Here is a 21,011-nt window from a genome sequence, read left to right as displayed (position 1 = left end):
CAGTCGCTAGAAACCAGTGAATAGCAAATTTAGGCCTCCCGGGCGCTCGCAGCAACTCTGGTCCGAGACACCTGCCGTGCGCGCGTTGATCCCGTGACCTCTGTCGACTCAGCGATAACGGTCCTTGGCCTGTGAAAACGACAGCAGCCGTTTGGACTCTTCGTCCCACAGATGCAGCCGGGCGCTAAGTATGCTTTCTCGGATCGTCATTCGATTGCCGCTGGCCAGGACCGCGTGATCGCGCAGCACTTCAGGTAATCTATAGAACGGGATACGGCTGTGAAGGTGATGCACATGGTGGATTCCGATGTTGGCGCTCAGCCACTGCAGCACAGTCGGCAGCACGTAGTGCGAGCTTCCCTTCAGGGCTGCATCATGCAGTTGCCAGTCTTCCTCAGCTTCCCAATGCGTGGTCTCGAATTGATGCTGCACATAGAACAGCCAGACCCCCGCCGTTGCAGCAAGAAGTGTCGATGGCAGAAAAATCAACAAGATCGGCATCAGGCCGCCGAAGTACAGGATGAGGGTCAACCCCACGAGGATCGCGGCGTTCGTGCACATTGCGCTGGCCCAGTATCTGGCCTTGGCCATCAGCCCCAAGGGCAATCGGTTCTGGATGAAAAAGAGATATCCCGGCCCCAGACCGAACAGAACAACGGGGTGGCGATAAAGCCTGTACAATAAGCGGTTGAGCGGTGTCAGCGCGCGGTACTCCGCGACTGTCAGCGTGTGGATATCGCCCATGCCGCGTCGCCCGAGATTTCCAGACGTGCTGTGGTGCATGGAATGGGTGCGCCGCCAGACGTCATAGGGGGTCAACGTAAGCACGCCGATCACCCGTCCGAGCCAATCACTCACGGTCCGGTTTTCATAGAACGCCCCATGGCCGCAATCGTGCTGGATGGCGAACAACCGCAACAGGAAGGCCGCATTGAACATGGAGATCGTCAAGGTCAGCCAGTAGCTGTAGGACAGCGACCACCATGCCAGAGCCCACAGAAGAACGAAGGGCCCCGCGGTGACTGCAAGCTCGAACGTGCTGCGCAGCGAACTAGACTCGCGGTAGTCTGAAAGTACCTTGACCCACTCTCTAGCGGCCCGCGTTTCGGGCTCGTGCCGCGACGATTCGGAATGATCGAACATGCGCCTGCTTTTCTGTCTTTGTCGGCGGACTTCATAAACCAATAGTGAGTCGGCGCAAATGCCTCTTGGGGGGCATTCGCGAAATTTGATCCGTGGCGAGTATTGGTTCAGGTACCGGGGCCGCTGCGCCTGAAGGGTTGTTCAGATGCTGCGGCGAAGGATCTCTGATTGTACGGGATCAGCACCTGTGGGCCTGACTAGGGGGATTTGCCCAAAGGAACGATTGCGGCTCATCCGAACCATCAAGGAGTAAAGATGAGACGGAAAGCTGGAACACAGAAGCCGACGGCTGACCAGGTTGGCAAAGATCTCCGTCGCAAGGCGCACAAGGTGAATTGAGTGTCCATGTCTCGCTCACGATGTGTCGCGCTCGGTCGCGCATCGCCGTGGGCGGAAAGGGGCGCTTCCTCGACAACATATTCTTCGAACGTCTGTGGCCGACTCTGAAATCCGAGTAGGTCTGCCTGCACGCATGGGAAACCGCTTCGGAGCCGCACGCGGGCAGGGGGGGATGCGCGACCTGCCGCATTCGCCAGCGCCCGCTTTCTGCCTTTGGCGGTTGCCTCCCCGCGGTGGTCTTGGCAGAGAGATGGCATCATGGAACCCGATCAGCGGGAGCGACGGTAGCACACGCTTCTTCATATCCTGTCCAAAGCATGGAGCGTGGCGCAGAACGCTGCGTCCTAGTGAGCGCCGAGTTTCTGCCGCAGTTCTGCAGCGCGCGCGTGGCCCTCCATTCCCTCCATCCGGCTTATCCGTGCAGTCCGCTCGGCCAACTGGTGGGACGCCTCTTCATTGCAGCGTTGCCAGGTGACGGTCTTTGTGAATTTGTGCACCGACAGGCCGCCAGTATAGCGCGCGGCGCCGCTGGTCGGCAGGACGTGGTTTGGGCCAGCGGTCTTGTCGCCGAATGATACGGTCGTTTCCTTGCCCAGGAACAAGGATCCATAGGCCGTGAGACGGTTCAGCCACCAGTCGAGATCGGCGGCCTGTACCTGAAGGTGTTCGGGGGCATAGTGGTCGGACACGCTTGCAGCTTCGTCACGGCTGTCACACAGGATCACCTCTGCGCGGTCCACCCAAGCGGTACGCGCAACCGAAGCATTGGGTTCGGGCAGGCTGTCGATCAGCGTGTGCACGCTGGCCATGACGCTTTCGGCCAGTGCCCTCTCGGTACTCACAAGCCAGACCGGGCTGTCGGCACCGTGCTCGGCCTGGCTGACCAGATCCCAGGCCACGGTTTCGACCGAAGCGGTGTGGTCCGCGATTATCAGCGAGTCCGTGGGGCCCGCAAACATGTCGATCCCGACCCTGCCAAATAGCATGCGTTTGGCTTCGGCCACATAGGAATTGCCGGGGCCGACAAGAATGTCGGCGGGCGTCGCGCCAAAGAGCCCTTGCGCCATGGCGGCGATGCCCTGCACGCCGCCAAGATTCAGGATCAGATCCGCCCCACTGATATCCATCGCATAGACGATGGCATCGGGAATCCCTGTCCCGGGGCGCGGTGGCGAAACGGCGGTAATGTGTGGGACGCCCGCGACCTTGGCGGTGGTGATAGTCATCAATGCGCTGGCGATATGACTGTAGCGCCCCCCAGGCACGTAGCAGCCCGCGCTCGACACCGGGATTTGCCTCTGTCCCGCGATCAGGCCCGGTATCAACTCGATCTCACAGTCCCCCATCGTGGCTTTTTGTGCTTCGGCAAAGCGGAGGATATTGGCGTGGGCGAACCGAATGTCGTCCTTGAGGCTTGCGGGAACGCGGTCGCAGGCAGACTTGCGGTCGGCGCCCGACAAGACGATCTCGCCGGTCCATCCGTCCAGTTTTTCGCCGTAGCGGCGCACTGCTTCTTCGCCATCGCGTTCGATGTTGTTCAGCATGATGGCCACGATGTCGCGGATGCCGTTGTTCTCTGAAACGGGTCTTGGATCGGCTTTTTTCAGATAGGAGATGGCCATTGGGTCAACTCCAATTCGTAAAGGTGTGGTCGTGGATCGCGTCGGCCAGTACATCGACCGTGTCGGTGGCCGGGACGGCGCCGGGCAAAGCATCCGCGATCAGCGAGAATTCCGAACAGGCGACGAACAGATGCGCCGCGCCCCTGGAGGCCAGATCTTCTGCGGCGTCTTCGAGTGTGCGGCGAGTCTCGGGCGTGGGGCCTTCGGCTTTGATCGTCCGGATGGCATCGAGCATCCGGCCGGCGTCTTCGGGCCAGAGCGCCATGAGACCCGCCCTTTCCAAAGGCGCGTCAAAGACGCCGGCCAGGCGCACCGCTGGCGAGGCGAGAATGCCGATGCTGGCACCCTTGTTCAGGTGGCACATTGCCCTCCCAACTGACAGGTCGATCATGTTCAAGAACGGAATGGACACGGCTGCCTCGATGTCCGGGGCGTAATGATGGGCGGTGTTGCAAGGCATCGCCAGCGCGCTCGCCCCAGCGGCTTCCAAGCGCCGCGCCATCGCCGCCAGCACCGGACCGGGATCCGCGCCTGTGCCCTCGATCAAGTGCGCGATGCGCGAGGGAACCTGCGGGTTCATGTCGATCAAGAGCGGTATGTGGTCGGCATCATCGACCGCCCGCACCGTCGCCAGAACCCGCTGCTGCAGCAGGATCGTCGCCTCGGGCCCCATGCCGCCCAGAATGCCGACACGACGACGGGTCACGGGGCGAGCCCGCATGCCGCCACTCGGGTCGACGCGACCGCCTGCGCGGCGAAGGCTGCGTCGATCGGGGTAGCGTCCTGCTGCGTGATCGATCTTGCGAACTTAGGTGCCACGGCGGCCCTCTCCTTACAGGTTGATCCAGCGGTCGGCGTGGTCAAAGGCGAAGTCATAGCCAAACAAGCCTGCCGACCCGCCGGTATGCAGGAACACGACACGTTCGCCCTTAAAGGTCCCTTTGCGCGCCAGTTCGATCAGGCCCGCGGCGCCCTTGGCGGAATAGACCGGATCAAGCAGGATGCCTTCCAGCTCGGCAAACAGGCGGATCGCTTCGATGCCGCTGTCGGTCGGCAGGCCGTAGCCCTCGCCAACATAGTCCGTATTGGCCAGGACGTCTTCGCGCCTGACCACTCCGGTGCAGCCCAGTTTTTCAGCGGTCTTACAGGCCAGGTCATGGACCATCTGTTCCTGTTTCTGCTGCGGCGCACGGGTGCCGATGCCCAGCACCGGGATGCCCGCGTTCATCGCGCAAAGCCCGGTTACCAACCCCGCCTGGGTTCCGGACGACCCGGTTGCGTGAACCACGCGGTCAATCTTCAGCCCCGCGTCGTTGGCCTGCGCGACCAGTTCCAGAGCGCAGTTCACGTAGCCCAAAGCGCCGGTCGGGTTCGATCCGCCGCCGGGGATGATGTAGACATTGTGACCTTCGGCCCGTTTCTTCTCGGCCGCACGCTCCATTTCGCCAACCATATCGTGACCGCCAGGAAAGCTCTCGGTCGTCGCGCCGTGGAGGTGGTCCAGCAGGACGTTGCCGTTGCCCTTGTAGTTGGCGTAGTTATAGCCGGTGCGATCTTCCAACAGAATGTGGCATGTCAGACCCAGCTTGGCCGCAAAGGCGGCAGTCTGGCGGGCATGATTGGATTGTGTCGCGCCTTGGGTCATGACCATGTCGGCGCCATGTTCCAACGCCTCACCCATCAGGAATTCCAGCTTGCGCGTCTTGTTGCCGCCGGTCGACATTCCTGTGCAGTCGTCGCGCTTGATCCACAGATCAATACCGAGTTCCCCGGACAAGCGTTTCATCGGCTCCAGAGGGGTCGGCAAATGCGCGAGATGGACTCGGGGAAAACGTGACAGGTGCATTTCGAGGTCCTTTTCGTTGGGTGGCGCCGGCAACGCGAGGGCCGCCGGGCTACGAGCAGATTTCCGCGTTGTATGGGAGTGGCACCGAATTCAGCGCGTGACCATACCCGAATAACCGCGATCACTCTTAAGACCGCAGGATTACGCAGTGAACGTCGTTCATGATGTGCCTATCCACGGATGCGGGTATGGTCGGGATCGTAAGGTGAAGGTGAAATCACTTCGGCGCTGACGAGATCGCCGCAGAGGTCGAGTTGCATGGTACTGCCAACTCCTGCCAGTTCGGACTCAACGAAGCCAAAGGCCAGGTTCATGCCAACCCGGTGGCCCCAGTCGCCCGAGGTGGCGGTGCCGACGACCGTATCGCCCTGCACCAGCGAGGCACCGCCACGGGCCGGAGCGTGCGTCGTGTCGATCTTCAGCATCACAAGCTTCTTGCTCAGCCCCTCGCCCTGTCGGTTCCGCAGGGCGTCCTTGCCGATAAAATCAGGCTTCTCCAGATTCACGAACCGATCGAGTGAGGTCTCAAACGGGTCAAACTCTGTGAGAATTTCGGCCTTCCAGTGAAGAAAGCCTTTTTCGATCCGCATGGATTCGACCGCGCGCGCTCCGAACAGCTTCATGCCGTGAGCGGCACCCGCCTGTCGGAGCGCCAGCCAGGCGGCATAGAGAGATGCGTTGGGGACATGGATTTCGTAGGCGAGTTCGCCCGAGAAGCTGACCCCCAGCACCGTGGCCGGAGCAAAGCCTACAAAGCACTCGCGCACGCTTAGCCAAGGAAACGCCTGTTTCGACCAGTCGCCCCGGGCACAGGAGGAAAGTACGTCGCGCGCCTTCGGGCCGGCCAGAACCAGGATGGTCTGATCATTGGTCAGACTGCGAATCTGCACATCTTCTCCGTCGCGGGCATGCTGAGTAAGCCAATCCATGTCATGCAACTCGCTGGCCGCTGCCGAACCGTACCAGGCCCGCTCGGGGCCGCGGTCGCTGGCGGGCAGGTTTGCGACCGTGGCTTCACCCTTGACCATGCCATGTTGGTTCAGCAAATAGCCAAGTCCGACACGACCCGCCCGTTTGGTGACGTTGCCGCAGAACATGCGGTCAAGAAAGGCATGGCGGTCCGTGCCGGTGATCTCGAAGCGGTTGAAACCGTTGACCTCGCACAGCCCCACATTCTCATGCACGTTCCTCACCTCGGCCGCGACCATGTCGAAGGCCTCGTCAAAATGAAACGACAGCGAGGGATGGAAGTCAGCCGACGGCCTGATGTAGTCCACCCGCTCCCAGCCGTTGACCACCGTGAACTCAGCGCCTTCTGCGGCCAGTAAAGGCGTCAGCGGGGTGGTCTTGGCCGGGCGCCCGGCGGGGCGGTGTTCATGCGGAAAGTGGAAGCGGAATTCGTTCTGATAGTCTTCGACCGCCTTGAGCGCGGTCAGTTCGACATTGGCGTGGCCGGCAAACCGACGCGGGTCGATGCACCAGGTGTCGTAGCAGGCCTCGCCATGGACGATCTGCTGCGCCAGCAGCCAGCCATGGCCGCCGCCCTCGCCGAGACCTGCGCGCAGGCCTATGATGCAGAAAGCATTGCGCTTGCCCGGGATCGGCCCCACCAGCGGCGCGCCGTCGATGGTATAGGTGATCGGGCCGTTGACCACGGTGTGGATGCCCACCTCCATAAGCGCCGGCATGCGTTCAAATGCGCCTTCGAGCACATCAGCCACCCGGTCCAGATCATTCGGACAAAGCGCGTTCACGAAATTCGGATCGATCCCGTCCATGCCCCAGGTCTTGCAGCCCTGTTCGTAGAACCCGACCAAGAGCCCGTTCTTTTCCTGGCGGCAATAATAGTCGCTGATCGGGCAGCGGATCAGCGGCATCCGGTGCCCTGCCTCCTTGATGGCCGGGATTTCTTCGGTCAGGAAGTACTGATGCTCCATCGAGGCGACTGGATGATGAACCCCCATCATCGCGCCGACCTCGTTGACGCGATAGCCACCAGCGTTTACCACGATGTCACAATCAATATCGCCAAGCTCGGTGTGCACTGTCCACGTGTGGTCTCTTTGCTGGGTGAGCCCGATCACCGGTGTGTTGCGATAGACCTCGGCCCCCGCCTTGCGGGCGCGACGCGCCAGCGCTTGGCACAGCTGCGCCGGGTCGATGTCGCCATCCAGCGGATCCCAAAGACCGCCGATCAGGTTGTCTGTCGAAATCAGCGGGTGCCGGCGGGCGCATTCCTCGGCATCGATCACCTCGAAACGCACATCCATTCCCCGCGCCATCGAGGCGAAATGGCGATAGCCCTGCATCTGCTCTTCGGAATTGGCCAGGCGGATACCGCCATCACCGTGGTGGTAGTTGATCGGGTAGTCCGGGTCGCTAGCCAGCTCCTTGTAAAGATTGATCGAATGGGTCTTCAAACCGACCATAGTCTGGTTCATGCCGAAATTCGTCACCTGCGCGGCCGAATGCCATGTCGTCCCGCTGGTCAGTTCGTTGCGTTCCACCAATACTACATCGCTCCAGCCTTCTTGGGTGAGATGATAGAGCGTCGAGCAGCCGGCAATGCCGCCGCCGATGACCACGACCTTGGTGCGCGATTTCATTGGAGTGCCTCCAACATCCACTGTTCGTGATATGGTCGCGCCTTGCGTTCGCAACGTTGCGGATAGCTGTTTGAGAACAATTCGAATGATATTTACGAATAGCCCGCAATAACGTGGCAAGCGTTGCATTCCAGCGGGTGAACGCCATTGGCTAGCCTTCCAACGCAATAAGCAGAGGATCCGGCATGGCCGGGCAGCCGGGCACAAGGAGCGGCCGACGAGAGCGGCTGGCGCAGCGTGCGGCCAAGCCCAAGTTCAATCCATGCCCGCCCGGCCAGATTGGCGGCGCGTACAAACCCCTGACCGAAGCGGAGATACAGCGGATCTATGGCGCGGCGCTGGATCTGCTGGAAAGACTGGGGATGGGAGAGGTCCCGGAACGTCTTCATGCCGATCTGCTGGCCATTGGCGCAAAGGATGACGGCTTCGGAAGGGTGCTGTTATCGCCAGCTCTGGTTGAGAAGGCGGTCGATCAGGCGGCCAGAACCTTTGTCCTGCACGGGCGCGATGAGAGTCGCTCAATCGAGGTTGGCGGCAATCGGGTGCATTTCGGAACCGGCGGTGCGGCGGTGCAGACGCTGGACCTGGACAGCGGTCACTATCGGCCATCGACGCTTGAGGATCTGCACGACTTCACCCGGCTTCAGGACGTATTGACCAATGTCAGCTGGTTCACCCGCTGCTGCGTCGCAACGGATGTACCGGACAGATTCGATCTGGACGCGAACACCGTCTACGCGCTGCTGAAGAACACGACCAGACCGACAGCGACAAGCTTTACCCTGGCCGAACATCTAGAGCCGATCGTCCAGATGCCCGACATTGCCGCCGGGGGCCCGGGCGAGTTCGCCAAGCGCCCTTTCATGAAGGCCCATATCAGTCCGGTCGTTTCGCCGATGCGCTTCGGTGAAGATGCCGTTGATGTGGTTTATGAGTGCATCAAGCACAATATTCCCATTTCCTGCATCACAGCGGCGCAGGCCGGTGCCACTGCACCGGCAACACTGGCCGGGTTTCTTGCCCAATCCCTGGCCGAAACGCGCGCGAGCTTGGTCATGGTGCACGCGATCCAGCCCGGCTTTCCGACGGTTTTTTCCAACTGGCCGCTTGTGAGTGACCTGCGAACCGGCGCGTTTTCAGGGGGCAGCGGCGAGGCCGCAGTCCTGAACGCGGCGTCGGCGCAACTGTCGAACTGGCTTGGTCTGCCCTCCGGCGTCGCCTGTTCGATGACCGACGCCAAGGCGATCGACGCGCAACACGGGATGGAGAAGGGGATCACGTCGCTGGCGGCGGCGCTGGCAGGTGGCAACCTGATTTATGAAAGCTCCGGCATGACGGCATCTTTGCTGGGGGTCAGCTTCGAGGCATTCGTGTTGGACGACGAGATGCACTCGCACACATACCGGGCCCTGCGCGGGGTCGAGGTCAACGAGGAAACCCTGGGCATTGACGCTATCCGCGACGCCGTGCTGGGCGAAGGCCACTTCCTGGGCGGTCGTCACACCTTTGCGGCCATGGAGCGGGATACTTCTACCCGTCGCTTGCTGATCGGGACGAGCCGCGCATCTGGGCTGAACGGGGCGCGCATGACGCCTGGGCACGGGCACGTGTTCGGGCGCGGGAGATTCTATGCCATCATCACCCTGCCTACCTGACCGACGGACAGGATCGGGCAATCCGCAAGCGGTTCAACTTCCTCTGAACCTCACCTTGGCCGCCAAATCCAACGCCGTGCATGTGCCGGTTCGCTAGGTGATCAGCTTGAAGCTGTCCACCAGCCAAGGAGAACTCCGATGAAACGGAGAAATCGCATGAGTGTTGATCAAGGTGCGTACCTTGCTGTCGACGAGATCGATGAGCGACCGGGAACAGTCCGGCGTGGTGACGATCGCCAATGTACGGGCGAAGCTCTTGCCCGGAAAGCGGTGCATCCGCAGCCTCGAATGAAACCGCCGTGCCCGGGAAAACAGCAGCGGGGTGGTAATGGTCCAGCCGGCCCCGGCTGCCACCATCGCCATGAGCGTCTGGTTGTTGCCGCATTCGAACCTGTGCGTCAGACTCATGCCCAAACGACGCAGTTGGCTTTCGATCTGGCGGGCAATGATCAGGTTGCTGGAGAAACGCAGGAACGGCAGTTTGGTCCGGCCCTCGGCAATATCCGACAGCGACTGCTCGTTGCCCACCGGAAGAACCACAACAAACGGATCGCGCAGCAGTGGGCGGTCCTGCAAATCGCGCAGCCGCTCGGTCGGATTGCTGGTAATACCGAGGTCCAGTTGACGGTTGCGCAGCATCTCGATGATCGAGTGGCTGGAATCGGTGTGGTACAGGAAATCGCAGTAAGGCATTTGTGCCGACAGGAACACGGCCAGTTCGGGAATGATATCGCTGTCGAAGTCTTCGATGGTGCCCAGCCTCAAATAGCTGGCCCCGGAAATACTCCCCGCCGAGGCTTCGGCCTTGGCTTTGCGAATGGAGAATAGCGCATCGTCGATGTTCCGCAGAAAAACCTGCCCTTTTGGCGTCAGCACCATAGGCCTGCGGGAGTGGTTGAACAGTTCAACCCCCAAATGGCCTTCGAGACTGCGAAGATGGTGCGAAACGGTGCTGACTGTGAGACCGGTTTCTGCCGCCGCCGCCCGCAGCGAGCCCTTTCGTGCGCAGACTTGGAACAGCTCAAGCCATTTCAGGCTTAGATCCTTGGGTGCGGTTTGGTGAGACATTGGGCAACGTACCAAAGTCCTTCGACGGCGTCACGTTATTCATATATTCTAACAGCAATGATGTCAAAAAATAGGAATAGAAAATATTGCGTCTGACAGATGAGGAATGTGTGGAAGCTTGCCAGCCGATAGATGATCGTGCGCCGTCCGGTGCTGCAACGGATCAAAGTGGAGAAGCGCATGATAGTCTGATTCTGGCATCTGCTTGCGCCATGGGGTTTGCCGCGACTGTCCAGGCAGACGACTGAGGTGACGAGATCATCACCCAGATGAACTGGTCTTCGGCAAATGTGGCTAGTTTGGAGGCCAATCTTCAGATAGAGCAAGGCTATGGCTGCTCGGTGGCAAACAGGCGGTCAGAATTGGCCGAAACGGCCGGATGACGGCTTGGAGCGATACCTGGAATTCGCAGCCACCACGTTTTCCGGGCACAGCCCGGGTGCCCACAGGGGGGGGAATGCATATCGGCGTTGCAAGATGGGCTCGTCCAACTTTAGCTGCTAATCTGCCGGCAAGGTGGAGCGATCAACAAATCCACAGGGAGTGAACTATGAAATCCAAGACGAAAAACAAGATCATTGCCGCGCTAGCGGCCAGCGCGGCGACGTTGTCTGCGTCGCAGGCCTTCGCCGAAGAGATCACCGTCGCGTATTTCCTCGAATGGCCGATGCCATTTGAATATGCCAAGCAGATGGGCACTTACGAAGAAGCCCTTGGTGTGGACATCAATTGGGTCAGTTTCGAGAGCGGCGTGAAGATGTCGGCTGCCATGGCCTCCGGTGACGTTCAGCTGTCAGTAAGCCAAGGCGTGCCTCCCTTCGTGGTGGCGACGTCCGCCGGGCAGGACCTGCAAATCCTTGACGTTGCCGTCTCCTATGCTGAAAACGACAACTGCGTCGTGCGCGCCGAACTTGAGATCGACAAGTCCAACGCCGGTGAACTGGCTGGCAAGAAGGTCGCCGTACCGCTCGGCACTGCTGCACACTACGGCTTCATCAAGCAGATGACTCATTTCGGTGTCGATGTCGCCAGCATGGACGTGGTCGACATGGATCCGCCCGATGGTTCCGCGGCGATTGCCCAGGGCGCTGTCGACATGTTCTGCGGCTGGGGTGGTTCGCTGCGTCGCGCGCTTGAACATGGCAACGTGCTTCTGAGCGGCGCCGAGAAGACCGAACTTGGCATACTTGTGTTCGATGTAACCTCGGGACCAGCCGCCTGGGTGGCGGAGAACGGTGACCTGGTTGCCAAGTTCCTCAAGGTGACGGCAGATGCGAACGCCATGTGGGCCGATCCGGCCAACCATGCCGAGATGCTGCCACTTATCGCCAAGGATGCGGGCATGGATGAGCAGGCGACAATGGAAACCATTTCCACTTTCGCGTTCCCGACGATTGAAGAGCAATTGAGCTCCACTTGGCTTGACGGTGGCGCGCAAGAGTTCATGAAGGGCGTTGCAGATGTGTTCGTGGAAGCAGGCTCGATCGACACTGCACTCGAAACCTACGAGAACGCGGTGAACGCCGGCCCGCTGACCGCTGCTGGCGGCATGTAGGAAAAAAGTGGCGTGGCGCGGGACTAGGGATTCTCGCGCCATCGTTCCTTAATGTCAGGTCTGGAGATCTTGTGTCCGCGCTTTCAATCGAAAACGTATCGATGCGATTCGATCTTCCGAATGGCACTCATGTTCAGGCGCTCAAGGAAGTCTCGCTAGAACTCAAGACGGGCGAGCTGATGAGTGTGCTGGGGCCCTCTGGCTGCGGCAAGACCACCTTGTTGAACATCGTCGCTGGCTTTCTCGCTCCAACCTCGGGGCGGATTGTGCTGAACGGGCAAAACGTCACTGGTCCGGATGCCAAACGCGGCATGGTGTTTCAGCAGGGCGCGCTATTTGAATGGATGGATGTTCGCGAGAATGTCAGCTTCGGTCCGCGTATGAAGGGGCAGCGCGAGGCACAATGGGGCGAGCATGTGGATCACCTGCTCGACGTCACCGGCTTGGGCGAGTTCAAGGACAAGGCGATATATGAACTGTCCGGCGGCATGCAGCAGCGCGTAGCCCTGGCCCGCTGCCTGGCCAATGATCCGGACGTGATCTTGATGGACGAACCGCTCGGCGCGCTTGATGCGCTCACGCGCGAGAAGATGCAGGGCCTCGTGCTGAAGCTCTGGAAAGAAACCGGCAAGACAATCATCCTGATCACCCACTCTGTGGAAGAAGCATTGCTGTTGGGCGAACGCCTGCTTGTCATGGCGCCTCGCCCTGGGCGCATCCACAAGGAATACAATCTGCCTTTTGCCGATTTGGGCGTAGGTGCCGATCTGCGCGAAGTGAAACACGCCAAAGGCTATTCCGAGACCCGCGAAGAGATCCTGGAAATGATCTGGGACATGGAAGAAGAAATCATGGGCCGCGCGGAGGCCGCACCGCAATGATCGGTTTGTTCATCCTTGCCGTCTATGTGTCGGTCTTCGTGCTGTCATTTCTGATCGTCCGGTTCCTCGTGCATCGCACCGTGCACGACTACACCTCGCTTAAGACGGTGACGTTTGGCGACGAAAGCGCTGTAACTTCAAACCGAACCGCCTCGATCGTGTCGGTGGCGACAATATTTCTCATATGGGGGTCGTTCACCGGCTCAGACTGGGTGCCTGGATTCCTGCATGCGCCGGGTCCGTTTGTTGGCGACACCTCCTTTACCTATACCCTCGAGACAGCGGACGGCGCTCGTGATGATGCCACTGTGCACGTTCGTGTTTTCGATTTCGGTGAAACAACCGAAAATTTCGACGTCGATGAGGGCGAGGGCATCGCCAAGAACGACGCGGTGGCGATGAGCGCCTCGCGGTCGACAACGATCTTGTTTGACAAGAACGACGAGGCCAAACGCAACGACGGCGCGCACGTGGTGGCTATTGACGGGATTGAGATCAACGATGGTGGCGAAGTCAGAACGCCGGCCGGCCGCTTCGCGCTGACCGATAAGGGGGCAATCAGCTTTGCCCCGCCCTCGGGTCTGCAAATGGAGCCGATTTGGTTGCCGCCTCCGGAGGCAGTAGTGGGCCGCGTGGTTGAAATTGCTAATGAGGGCTACCGCGACAGCACGCTGTGGAAGCACCTTGGTTACTCGCTATTCCGGGTGATCGCGGGTTTCTTCTTTGGCGCGCTCCTGGGCATCCCGCTTGGGTACGCGATGGGGTTGTCCGACTGGTTCCGCGGTTGGTTCGAACCGATCGTCGAATTCATGCGCCCCGTGCCGCCGCTGGCACTGATCCCGTTGGTTATTATCTGGTTTGGCATCGGTGAAACAGGAAAGATCATTCTGTTATTCCTGGCCTCGCTCTGGATCATGGCGATTTCGGCCCGGGCAGGCGTGTCTGGGGTGAATATCTCGAAGGTACACGCGGCGTACTCACTCGGGGCAAGCAAACTTCAGATCATGCGCCACGTGATCATGCCCAACTCATTACCGGAGATTTTCACCGGGGCACGCGTGGCAATGGGTGTGTGCTGGGGCACCGTCGTGGCTGCAGAGCTTGTTGCGGCATCGGAAGGTGCGGGCATGATGATCATGGTGGCCTCGAAGTTCCAACTCACCGATATCGTGTTGATGGGGATCATCCTGATCGGGGTGATCGGCTTTGCTATCGACATCCTGATGAGAAAAGCTGAGAATCTTCTCGTGCCGTGGAAAGGCAGAAGTTGAGCGGAAAGAAGATCCGGCGGCCTGTCGCTTCAAGGGCGCAACGAAGTGCTACCGCCATCAGCCTGGTGCAGACGGGCTAGCGCGACAACCCGATCACCTGACTTCGTCATGTTCGCTTGTCTAAGGCCAGTGAACCGGGCCGTAAGAGTGACGGCTTCAATGACCGCCGCCAGCTTCTCAAGTATTCCCCACTCCCGTATCGAAGCCCGTTCAGGATGTGGCGCATGAGGTCGCGCCGGACCTGTTCGTCCAAGTCCCGGTCGAGCATCCTGTCCTCGAAGCTGTGACGCAGGGAGCGAAGGGAATGCCCATCGGTTTTCACCGTGCGGTTATCCAGCAGCAACTCGATGACGGTCGCGGCGAAGTAAGATTGTCGGGCGGCTGGCGGAGAGACAGGGATTCGAACCCTGGGTGGACTCACGCCCACAACGGTTTTCGAGACCGCCCCGTTCGACCGCTCCGGCACCTCTCCGCTCTGAGGGTCGTCGTGAAGGCGGGATGTAGCCGTCCCGCACGTACAGATCAACCCGTTTTTTGCTGGCACGGTTCGGGGTGCGGTCTGCGGCGATGGGCGCGCTTGGCATCGCTGCCGAGGAGGGATAGGTGTAGGCGCGAACCGTCCGGGAACCGCCTTATGCTGCGTCGCCTCTCCTCTGCCTTCGTCACCATATTTGCGCTTGCCACGGCGGCCTTCTCAGCCGACGAGGACGCGACCCGAATCGAGACCGCCTTGCGCATGGGCGATGTCTTCGGCGTCATGAGCGAAGAGGGGTACGCTTACGGAAGCCGCCTGGAAGCGGACATGTTTCCCGGATCGGGCGGCGTGGATTGGCAGGCGGAGGTGGACGAGATCTACACGATCGACCGGATGTTGCCGATTTTCCACGACGCATTTGCCCGCGACCTGGCGAGTGCGGCTGCCGATACGACCGCGATGACAACGTTTCTGGAGTCCGATCTCGGCCAGCGGATCACGACGCTCGAGATATCCGCCCGACGCGCGCTTCTCGACGAAGCGGTAGAGGATGCAAGCCGCCTGAAATGGCAGGAGATGCAAGCCGAGAACGACCCGCGTCTCGACCTTATCGAGGAGTTCGTCGCGGTCAACGATCTGGTCGAGGCGAACGTCTCGGGCGGTCTAAATGCCAACTACGCTTTCTACATGGGACTGCGCGACGCTGGCGCGCTTGGTCCTGAGATGGACGAATCCGAGGTGATTGCCGAGATCTGGTCGCAGGAAGAGGCGATCCGGGAGGACACCGACATCTGGATCCACTCCTATCTCGCCATGGCCTACGCGCCATTGAACGACGCCGAGCTCGGTGACTACATCGCTTTTTCCGAAAGCGCCCCGGGGCAGGTTCTGAACCGCGCGCTGTTCGCAGGTTTCGACGCCGTTCTCGTCGACGTGTCGCGCCAGCTCGGCCGGGCCGCCGGCTCAATCCTCGCCGGTCAAGAGCTGTGAGCGCGCTCATTTCGGGCTTGGTCCGACGGCAGGTTCGTGTCTAGCATCGGCCGAGAGCGAGCGGATGGCAGCCGACGGACGATGCAGGCAGACAACCCCGATCAGGTAGCGCGGCGGCGAGTGTTTTACATTCCGGGCTACGATCCCATCCATCCGCGCCGTTACCGAGAGCTCTATCGCAAGGAAGGCGCCGCGCAGGCCGCGGTCAGCGGCTATGAGATGGCGTTGAGGCCACGAGGCGGCGACGGCGGTTACGGATGGCATGTTAAGCTTTCGACCGGCGCCACGACGGTGAATGCCGATCTGGAAGTTCTCGTCTGGTCCGACATCGTGCGCGCTTCGATGAGCCACGGCATCGGAGCGACTTACCTTCAGCTCCTGCGCACAGCGCGTACCTATATTGTCTCCGGCGCGATCTTCCGGCTCGCCCGCCTGCGGAAGGGCCCGACGATCGCGGCGCTTTATCCGATCGCCGTTCTCATATTGGAACTCGCGGTCGCGCTTTTGGCGGGATCGGGAGTGGTCTGGCTTGTCGGTCGCGCGCTCGCGGCGCTGGGTCTTCCGGAGGCGATAGGCTGGATCGCTGGTATGGCCGCTGTCTGGGCCGTCCTGTGGCGGTTCCGGCAGGCGGACAACCGGATCTTCGCCTACTACCTCATGCATGACTATGCCTTCACGGCGGCGGCGGGCGGGGCCAATCCGCCCGCGCTGGAGGCGCGGATGGCCGAGTTCGCCGACCGGATAGCCGAGGCGCTGGGCGCTGACTGGGATGAGGTGCTCATCGTCGGCCATTCATCGGGCGCCCATCTTGCGGTCTCGATCCTCGCCGACCTGATCCGCGCGGGGAGGGTGCGTCAGGACGGCCCCGCTTTGGGTTTCCTGTCGCTCGGCCAGGTCGTGCCGATGGTTGCGTTCTTGCCGGAGGCGCGGCGGCTCAGGGCCGATCTGGCCTACCTGTCCGCGCGCGACGAGATCACCTGGATCGACGTCACTGCGCCGGGGGATGGTTGCGCCTTTGCGCTTTGTGATCCGGTCAGCGTTACGGGCGTCGCGCCCGCGGACAAGCATTGGCCGCTTGTCGTCTCCGCCGCCTTCACTCAGACGCTAAGTCCCGATCGCTGGCGCGCGCTGCGCTGGCGCTTCTTCCGGCTGCATTTCCAGTATCTTTGCGCCTTCGACCGGCCGGGCGACTACGACTATTTCCTGATCACCGCCGGGCCGCTGACGCTCGCCGCCCGCTACCGCGACCGCGCCCCATCGAAAAGCCGGATCGAGACGCCGCTTAACCGCTATCGGGACGTCGCATGATCCCGCCCAAGCCGCCCTCGCGTCCCGACAAGGTCTCGCTCTGGCGCTATCTGAGGCTTTTTCGCAGCGACATCCTGTCGGCTCAGCCAGCGCGGCTCTACCGCGCGTGGATGGCGGAGTTCCGGACGCCGTTTTTCCGCTCATACCTTTGCAACGATCCCGTGCTGATCGATCTTGTGCTGAAAGAGAGGCCGGGTGACTTCCCGAAATCCGACCGCATTCGTGAGGGGCTCGCGCCGCTTCTCGGCCGCTCGGTGTTCGTGACCAACGGAGAGGAATGGCGGGCGCAGCGGCGCATTATTGATCCCGCATTCGAGGGCGGGCGCTTGCGTGAGACCTTCCCCGCCATGTTGGCGGCGGCGGTGGCGGCACGCGACCGGATGGCTGCGAGGACCGGCGAAGTGGTGGAGGTCGAGGCCGAGGCAAGTCATGCCGCCGCCGACCTGATCTTTCGCACGCTCTTTTCGATCCCCATCGAGCATCAAATCGCGGCTGACGTGTTCGCCCAGTTCCGCGCCCACCAGCGCGCGCAGCCGCTGCTGAACCTCGGGGCCTTCTTGCCTCTGCCGCGATTCCTTCCGCGTCTTCACAGTCGGCGTACGCGGGCGACCGCCCGCGCGATCCGCGCGCTGATCACCCGACTGACCGAAGACCGAATGGCGGCAATATGCGCCGACACCGCACCCGATGACCTCGCCACCAAGATCATGACGACGCGCGACCCCGAGACGGGCCGTAGGTTCGATACCGAAGAGATGGTCGATCAGGTCGCGATTTTCTTTCTGGCGGGACACGAGACCTCGGCCTCGGCGCTGGCATGGGCGCTCTACCTTCTCGCCGCCAACCCGGAGGCGCAGGAGCGCGTCGCGGCAGAGGCGCGCGCGTTGCCCGAGACGCCGGGATTCTCCGACGTTGCGACACTTTCCTTCACCCGAGACGTCTTTCGGGAGGCGTTGCGCCTCTATCCGCCCGTGCCGATGATGGTGCGCGAAACTGCGCGCGCCGAAGTCATGCGCAACCGGGAGGTGCGGCCGGGTGCGCAGGTCGTGATCTCGCCGTGGCATGTCCATCGCCACGAACGGCTCTGGGACGACCCCGATGGATTTTCGCCCGACCGCTGGCGGACGGACGAGGGGCGGGCATCCGCTCGTGTCGCCTACTTGCCGTTCTCAAGCGGTTCGCGCGCCTGTCCTGGCGCCGGATTCGCGATGATCGAGGGGCCACTTCTTCTCGCAATGCTGCTCCGCGACCTCCGCTACGAAACGATCGCGGGGGGAATTCCTGTTCCCATTGCCCACTTGACAGTCCGCTCACGAAACGGGATTCAGCTGAGAATCAGCGCACGTGACGCAACGTCACAACACGTGAGCGGACTGAAACAATCCTGAAACGCAACCTTGAATTGATTATTGCGGCCAAATTAGGCCAATTTTCAGATGTCACCTCGGTGATTCGTTTTTTGCGTGTCTTGCGATCGGCCAAATCCTGCTCATATGACCGATCGTGTGTAATCGGCTGAATCTTGCCAATCAGCCACGGTACGGGGGTAACTATGTCGTTTAAGTCTCTGGCCTTGTCCGCTCCGGACTTTGCTGCGTCGGTTTTGTCTGCTCCGAGCTTCCTCAGGATTGCTGTGCCATCGTGGCGCTCGGTCGGTATCAACACTCAGGTGGAAGCCGAGCCCGAGTCGCCGACTTTGTCTCGCGAAGAAATCCAGGCGTTGTTTCATGGCGAGTTGAACGGTCGAACGCCGGGCAAGCGCCGGCTAACGAATACGGAGAAGGAGGAAAGGGACCTCGCGGAGCGGATCCGTCAGGCGCTCTATCCTTATTCGGGCGGCGAATTCAGCAATTGAGCGCGCTCAGTTCCCGGTCCGGTTTTTCAGCCGGGCCTGCAATTCCTTCAGCACGTAAAGCCTGATCGCGGTGGCGAGCCCTGTCTCGACGCCGCGCTTGGCGTCGATCTCGGCGGCAAGCGCGTTGATCGGCCGGTCCGCAGAGGCTGCCAGGTCCCGGAAGGCGGACCAGAACTCGTCCTCAAGCGAAACACTCGTTCGGTGCCCGTTGAGCGTGAGCGACCGCTTGGCCGGCCGGCTCACCCCTCCCGATCCTCGCGCTTGTGCGAATCCAGCAGGTCGCGAGCCTTATCCGCACGTGCCTTTTCGAGCGCCTTGAGAGCCTTGGTGCGTCCGAAACGCACCGCGTTCTGATCGGCCTGGCCGCGCTTTTGGGCGCGGTTGCGGGTCTTGCGTGCCGAGCGGAGGTTAATGATCTCGGCCATCAGCCCTTCGGCCCGATCATGTCTTCAGGCCGGACGATCCGGTCGAAGGTCTGTCCATCGACGAAGCCGAGATTGATCGCCTCCTCGCGCAGCGTCGTGCCATTCTTGTGCGCGGTCTTGGCGACCTTCGTGGCGTTGTCGTAGCCGATGGTCGGCGCGAGGGCGGTGACGAGCATCAGGCTTTCCTTCATCAACCGCTCAATGCGTTCCACGTTAGCCTTGGTTCCGGCGACCATGTTGTCGGTGAAGCTCGAGGCCGCGTCGCCGAGAAGTTGCATCGACTGGAGGACATTGTAGCTCATCATCGGATTGTAGACGTTGAGCTCGAAATGACCCTGGCTGCCGGCGAAGCCGACGGCGGCGTCGTTGCCCATCACGTGAGCGCAGACCATCGTCAGCGCCTCGGCCTGGGTGGGGTTCACCTTGCCCGGCATGATCGACGAGCCCGGCTCGTTCTCCGGCAGGATCAGCTCGCCGAGGCCAGAGCGGGGGCCGGACCCCAGAAGCCGCATGTCGTTGGCGATCTTGAAGAGCGAGGCGGCGACCGTCTTCAGGGCCCCCGAGAACATCACCATTGCATCATGCGCCGCGAGCGCCTCGAACTTGTTGGGCGCGGTGACGAAGGGCAGGCCGGTGATTTCGGCGACCTGTGCCGCGACGCGCTTGTCCCAGCCCTGCTTCGTGTTGAGCCCGGTGCCCACCGCCGTGCCGCCCTGCGCCAGCTCGTAGATGTCGGGCAGGCACGCCTTGACCCGTTCGATCCCCTTGGCGACCTGGTGGGCATAGCCGCCGAATTCCTGGCCGAGTGTCAGGGGCGTCGCATCCTGAGTATGCGTCCGGCCGATCTTGATGATGTCCTTGAACTCGCCTGACTTCGCGACGAGCGCCTTGTGCAGCTTCTCGAGCCCCGGCAGGAGCACATCGCGCGCCATCATCCCGATCGCGACATGCATCGCCGTCGGGAAGGTGTCGTTCGAGGACTGGCCCATGTTGCAGTGATCGTTCGGATGGACAGGCGTCTTGGAGCCCATCTCGCCCCCCAGCATCTCGATCGCGCGGTTGGAGATCACTTCGTTCGCGTTCATGTTCGACTGCGTGCCCGACCCGGTCTGCCAGACGACGAGCGGGAAGTTGTCGTCGAACTTGCCCTCGATCACCTCGCTCGCCGCCGCCGCGATCGCCTCGCCGATCTTCGGATCGATGTCGCTCTGCGCGATATTGACCTGTGCGCAGGCCTTCTTGATCACGCCAAGCGCGCGGATGATCGCGACGGGCTGCCGTTCCCAGCCAATCGGGAAGTTCATGATCGACCGCTGGGTCTGGGCCCCCCAGTACTTGTCGGCCGGCACTTCGAGCGGGCCAAAACTGTCGGTCTCGGTGCGGGTCTTGGTCATGGCGGTCGGTCCGTCTGGGGGGCTGCCGTTCCTAGCTAAGCGATTCCCTCCGGCGGGCCAAGACGCGGTACGGAAGATTGCGCTAACGCCGCACCGGCCCTATTTGCGCCACTGATCAAGGCTGACGACCTCAGCATCGCGATGGCCGTCCTCTTCGGGGGGCTGGTCTCCGTTGTCGTCCTCGTCGTCCTCTTCCTCCTGCGTCTCGAACCTCAGTCCGAACTCAACGGAGGGGTCGACGAATGTGCGCACCGCGTCGAAGGGGATATAGAGCGGCTCGGGCGTGTCGCCGAAGTTCAGCGTGATCGCGAAGCCGTCAGGATCGACGCTCAACCCGTCAAACCAGTGCTGCATTACGACCGTCATTTCCTCGGGATAGCGCTCACGCAGCCAGTCGGCGAGCTTCGCGTCGGGATGGCGCGTATCGAAGGTGATGAAGAAGTGATGTTCACCCGGCAGACCATCCCGTTCGACACCCCGAAGCACCTCTTCGATCAGACCGCGCATGGCGCGGTGCATCAGGTTGCCATAGTCGATGGGTCTGCTCATGTGTGCGCTTTCTCGAAATGATCTGGCGT

At 61.4% G+C, this 21,011-nt stretch carries 17 protein-coding genes, 1 tRNA gene and 1 pseudogene; 8 read left to right on the top strand and 11 right to left on the bottom strand.

Annotated elements, in window-relative coordinates; genetic code table 11:
• Positions 1-108 precede the first annotated feature (108 nt).
• The 5 genes from DEA8626_RS09080 to DEA8626_RS09060 all read right to left on the bottom strand — a co-directional run bounded on the left by DEA8626_RS09080 (position 109) and on the right by DEA8626_RS09060 (position 7,556).
• Complete coding sequence (locus tag DEA8626_RS09080; RefSeq protein ID WP_108852649.1) at positions 109-1,143, bottom strand: fatty acid desaturase; 1,035 nt, start codon at positions 1,141-1,143, stop codon at positions 109-111.
• Positions 1,144-1,826: 683 nt separating this feature from the next.
• Positions 1,827-3,104 (bottom strand): histidinol dehydrogenase, encoded by a 1,278-nt coding sequence (gene hisD / locus DEA8626_RS09075; protein ID WP_108852648.1) that lies wholly within the window; start codon positions 3,102-3,104, stop codon positions 1,827-1,829.
• A gap of 4 nt (positions 3,105-3,108) precedes the next feature.
• The gene (gene cuyB, locus DEA8626_RS09070) at positions 3,109-3,810 is read right to left on the bottom strand and encodes a cysteate racemase (protein WP_245890811.1); all 702 of its coding nucleotides are present in this window, start codon (positions 3,808-3,810) and stop codon (positions 3,109-3,111) included.
• 126 nt (positions 3,811-3,936) lie between these two features.
• Positions 3,937-4,950 carry a D-cysteate sulfo-lyase gene (gene cuyA, locus DEA8626_RS09065; protein WP_108853396.1) on the bottom strand — a complete coding sequence of 338 codons (1,014 nt, stop codon included), beginning with the start codon at positions 4,948-4,950 and terminating at the stop codon, positions 3,937-3,939.
• A 170-nt stretch (positions 4,951-5,120) separates the two neighbouring features.
• The gene (locus tag DEA8626_RS09060; RefSeq protein ID WP_108852646.1) at positions 5,121-7,556 is read right to left on the bottom strand and encodes a GcvT family protein; all 2,436 of its coding nucleotides are present in this window, start codon (positions 7,554-7,556) and stop codon (positions 5,121-5,123) included.
• Positions 7,557-7,741: 185 nt separating this feature from the next.
• Between DEA8626_RS09060 and DEA8626_RS09055 the strand changes: the two are divergent.
• A pseudogene (locus DEA8626_RS09055) lies at positions 7,742-9,258 on the top strand (trimethylamine methyltransferase family protein).
• A gap of 46 nt (positions 9,259-9,304) precedes the next feature.
• Here DEA8626_RS09055 and DEA8626_RS09050 read toward each other — a convergent pair.
• Positions 9,305-10,279: a LysR family transcriptional regulator gene (locus DEA8626_RS09050; RefSeq protein WP_108852645.1), complete on the bottom strand. Its 975-nt coding sequence runs from the start codon at positions 10,277-10,279 to the stop codon at positions 9,305-9,307.
• 550 nt (positions 10,280-10,829) lie between these two features.
• Between DEA8626_RS09050 and DEA8626_RS09045 the strand changes: the two genes are divergently transcribed.
• The 3 genes from DEA8626_RS09045 (at position 10,830) to DEA8626_RS09035 (ending at position 13,986) form a co-directional block, all read left to right on the top strand.
• Positions 10,830-11,834 carry a taurine ABC transporter substrate-binding protein gene (locus DEA8626_RS09045; protein WP_108852644.1) on the top strand — a complete coding sequence of 335 codons (1,005 nt, stop codon included), beginning with the start codon at positions 10,830-10,832 and terminating at the stop codon, positions 11,832-11,834.
• Positions 11,835-11,905: 71 nt separating this feature from the next.
• Positions 11,906-12,715, top strand: a complete 810-nt coding sequence (locus DEA8626_RS09040) for an ABC transporter ATP-binding protein (RefSeq protein ID WP_108852643.1) — start codon at positions 11,906-11,908, stop codon at positions 12,713-12,715.
• 5 nt (positions 12,716-12,720) lie between these two features.
• Positions 12,721-13,986, top strand: coding sequence for an ABC transporter permease (locus DEA8626_RS09035; RefSeq protein WP_108853395.1), 1,266 nt, complete (start codon positions 12,721-12,723; stop codon positions 13,984-13,986).
• A 382-nt stretch (positions 13,987-14,368) separates the two neighbouring features.
• On the opposite strand, the gene DEA8626_RS09030 is transcribed toward DEA8626_RS09035, so the two are convergent.
• Positions 14,369-14,458 (bottom strand) — tRNA-Ser (locus DEA8626_RS09030).
• Positions 14,459-14,620: 162 nt separating this feature from the next.
• Here DEA8626_RS09030 and DEA8626_RS09025 point away from each other — a divergent pair.
• The 4 genes from DEA8626_RS09025 to DEA8626_RS20835 all read left to right on the top strand — a co-directional run bounded on the left by DEA8626_RS09025 (position 14,621) and on the right by DEA8626_RS20835 (position 18,614).
• Complete coding sequence (locus DEA8626_RS09025; protein ID WP_108852642.1) at positions 14,621-15,451, top strand: DUF2059 domain-containing protein; 831 nt, start codon at positions 14,621-14,623, stop codon at positions 15,449-15,451.
• An 81-nt stretch (positions 15,452-15,532) separates the two neighbouring features.
• Entirely contained in the window at positions 15,533-16,759 is a 1,227-nt protein-coding gene (locus tag DEA8626_RS09020; protein ID WP_108852641.1) for a hypothetical protein, read from the top strand.
• Positions 16,756-18,147 (top strand): cytochrome P450, encoded by a 1,392-nt coding sequence (locus DEA8626_RS09015; RefSeq protein ID WP_108852640.1) that lies wholly within the window; start codon positions 16,756-16,758, stop codon positions 18,145-18,147. Before DEA8626_RS09020 ends, DEA8626_RS09015 begins: the two co-directional genes overlap by 4 nt.
• A 134-nt stretch (positions 18,148-18,281) precedes the next feature.
• A complete protein-coding gene (locus DEA8626_RS20835; RefSeq protein WP_146188852.1) occupies positions 18,282-18,614 on the top strand; it encodes a hypothetical protein in 333 nt (110 codons plus the stop codon).
• A gap of 6 nt (positions 18,615-18,620) precedes the next feature.
• On the opposite strand, the gene DEA8626_RS09010 is transcribed toward DEA8626_RS20835, so the two are convergent.
• From DEA8626_RS09010 to DEA8626_RS08995, 4 genes are all read right to left on the bottom strand, one after another.
• Positions 18,621-18,857, bottom strand: coding sequence for a ribbon-helix-helix domain-containing protein (locus DEA8626_RS09010; RefSeq protein ID WP_108852639.1), 237 nt, complete (start codon positions 18,855-18,857; stop codon positions 18,621-18,623).
• Positions 18,854-19,039 carry a DUF4169 family protein gene (locus tag DEA8626_RS09005; protein WP_108852638.1) on the bottom strand — a complete coding sequence of 62 codons (186 nt, stop codon included), beginning with the start codon at positions 19,037-19,039 and terminating at the stop codon, positions 18,854-18,856. Before DEA8626_RS09005 ends, DEA8626_RS09010 begins: the two co-directional genes overlap by 4 nt.
• Positions 19,039-20,433 (bottom strand): class II fumarate hydratase, encoded by a 1,395-nt coding sequence (fumC, locus tag DEA8626_RS09000; protein WP_108852637.1) that lies wholly within the window; start codon positions 20,431-20,433, stop codon positions 19,039-19,041. The genes DEA8626_RS09005 and fumC overlap by 1 nt, the downstream gene beginning before the upstream one ends.
• Before the next feature lie 99 nt (positions 20,434-20,532).
• Positions 20,533-20,982 carry an SspB family protein gene (locus DEA8626_RS08995; protein ID WP_108852636.1) on the bottom strand — a complete coding sequence of 150 codons (450 nt, stop codon included), beginning with the start codon at positions 20,980-20,982 and terminating at the stop codon, positions 20,533-20,535.
• Between the last annotated feature and the right edge of the window lie 29 nt (positions 20,983-21,011).

The sequence above is a fragment of the Defluviimonas aquaemixtae genome (assembly GCF_900302475.1).
Taxonomy (GTDB): Bacteria; Pseudomonadota; Alphaproteobacteria; order Rhodobacterales; family Rhodobacteraceae; genus Albidovulum; species Albidovulum aquaemixtae.
This window is presented reverse-complemented; position numbering and strand designations above follow the sequence as displayed.

What these genes read in the sequence shown, in the direction of transcription:
- fumC (WP_108852637.1), bottom strand. Translation starts at nt 20,433, where the DNA reads ATGACCAAGACCCGCACCGAGACCGACAGTTTTGGCCCGCTCGAAGTG.
- hisD (WP_108852648.1), bottom strand. Translation starts at nt 3,104, where the DNA reads ATGGCCATCTCCTATCTGAAAAAAGCCGATCCAAGACCCGTTTCAGAG.
- DEA8626_RS09045 (WP_108852644.1), top strand. Translation starts at nt 10,830, where the DNA reads ATGAAATCCAAGACGAAAAACAAGATCATTGCCGCGCTAGCGGCCAGC.
- DEA8626_RS09005 (WP_108852638.1), bottom strand. Translation starts at nt 19,039, where the DNA reads ATGGCCGAGATCATTAACCTCCGCTCGGCACGCAAGACCCGCAACCGC.
- DEA8626_RS09020 (WP_108852641.1), top strand. Translation starts at nt 15,533, where the DNA reads ATGCAGGCAGACAACCCCGATCAGGTAGCGCGGCGGCGAGTGTTTTAC.
- DEA8626_RS09080 (WP_108852649.1), bottom strand. Translation starts at nt 1,143, where the DNA reads ATGTTCGATCATTCCGAATCGTCGCGGCACGAGCCCGAAACGCGGGCC.
- DEA8626_RS09015 (WP_108852640.1), top strand. Translation starts at nt 16,756, where the DNA reads ATGATCCCGCCCAAGCCGCCCTCGCGTCCCGACAAGGTCTCGCTCTGG.
- DEA8626_RS08995 (WP_108852636.1), bottom strand. Translation starts at nt 20,982, where the DNA reads ATGAGCAGACCCATCGACTATGGCAACCTGATGCACCGCGCCATGCGC.
- cuyA (WP_108853396.1), bottom strand. Translation starts at nt 4,950, where the DNA reads ATGCACCTGTCACGTTTTCCCCGAGTCCATCTCGCGCATTTGCCGACC.
- DEA8626_RS09050 (WP_108852645.1), bottom strand. Translation starts at nt 10,279, where the DNA reads ATGTCTCACCAAACCGCACCCAAGGATCTAAGCCTGAAATGGCTTGAG.
- DEA8626_RS09060 (WP_108852646.1), bottom strand. Translation starts at nt 7,556, where the DNA reads ATGAAATCGCGCACCAAGGTCGTGGTCATCGGCGGCGGCATTGCCGGC.
- DEA8626_RS09025 (WP_108852642.1), top strand. Translation starts at nt 14,621, where the DNA reads ATGCTGCGTCGCCTCTCCTCTGCCTTCGTCACCATATTTGCGCTTGCC.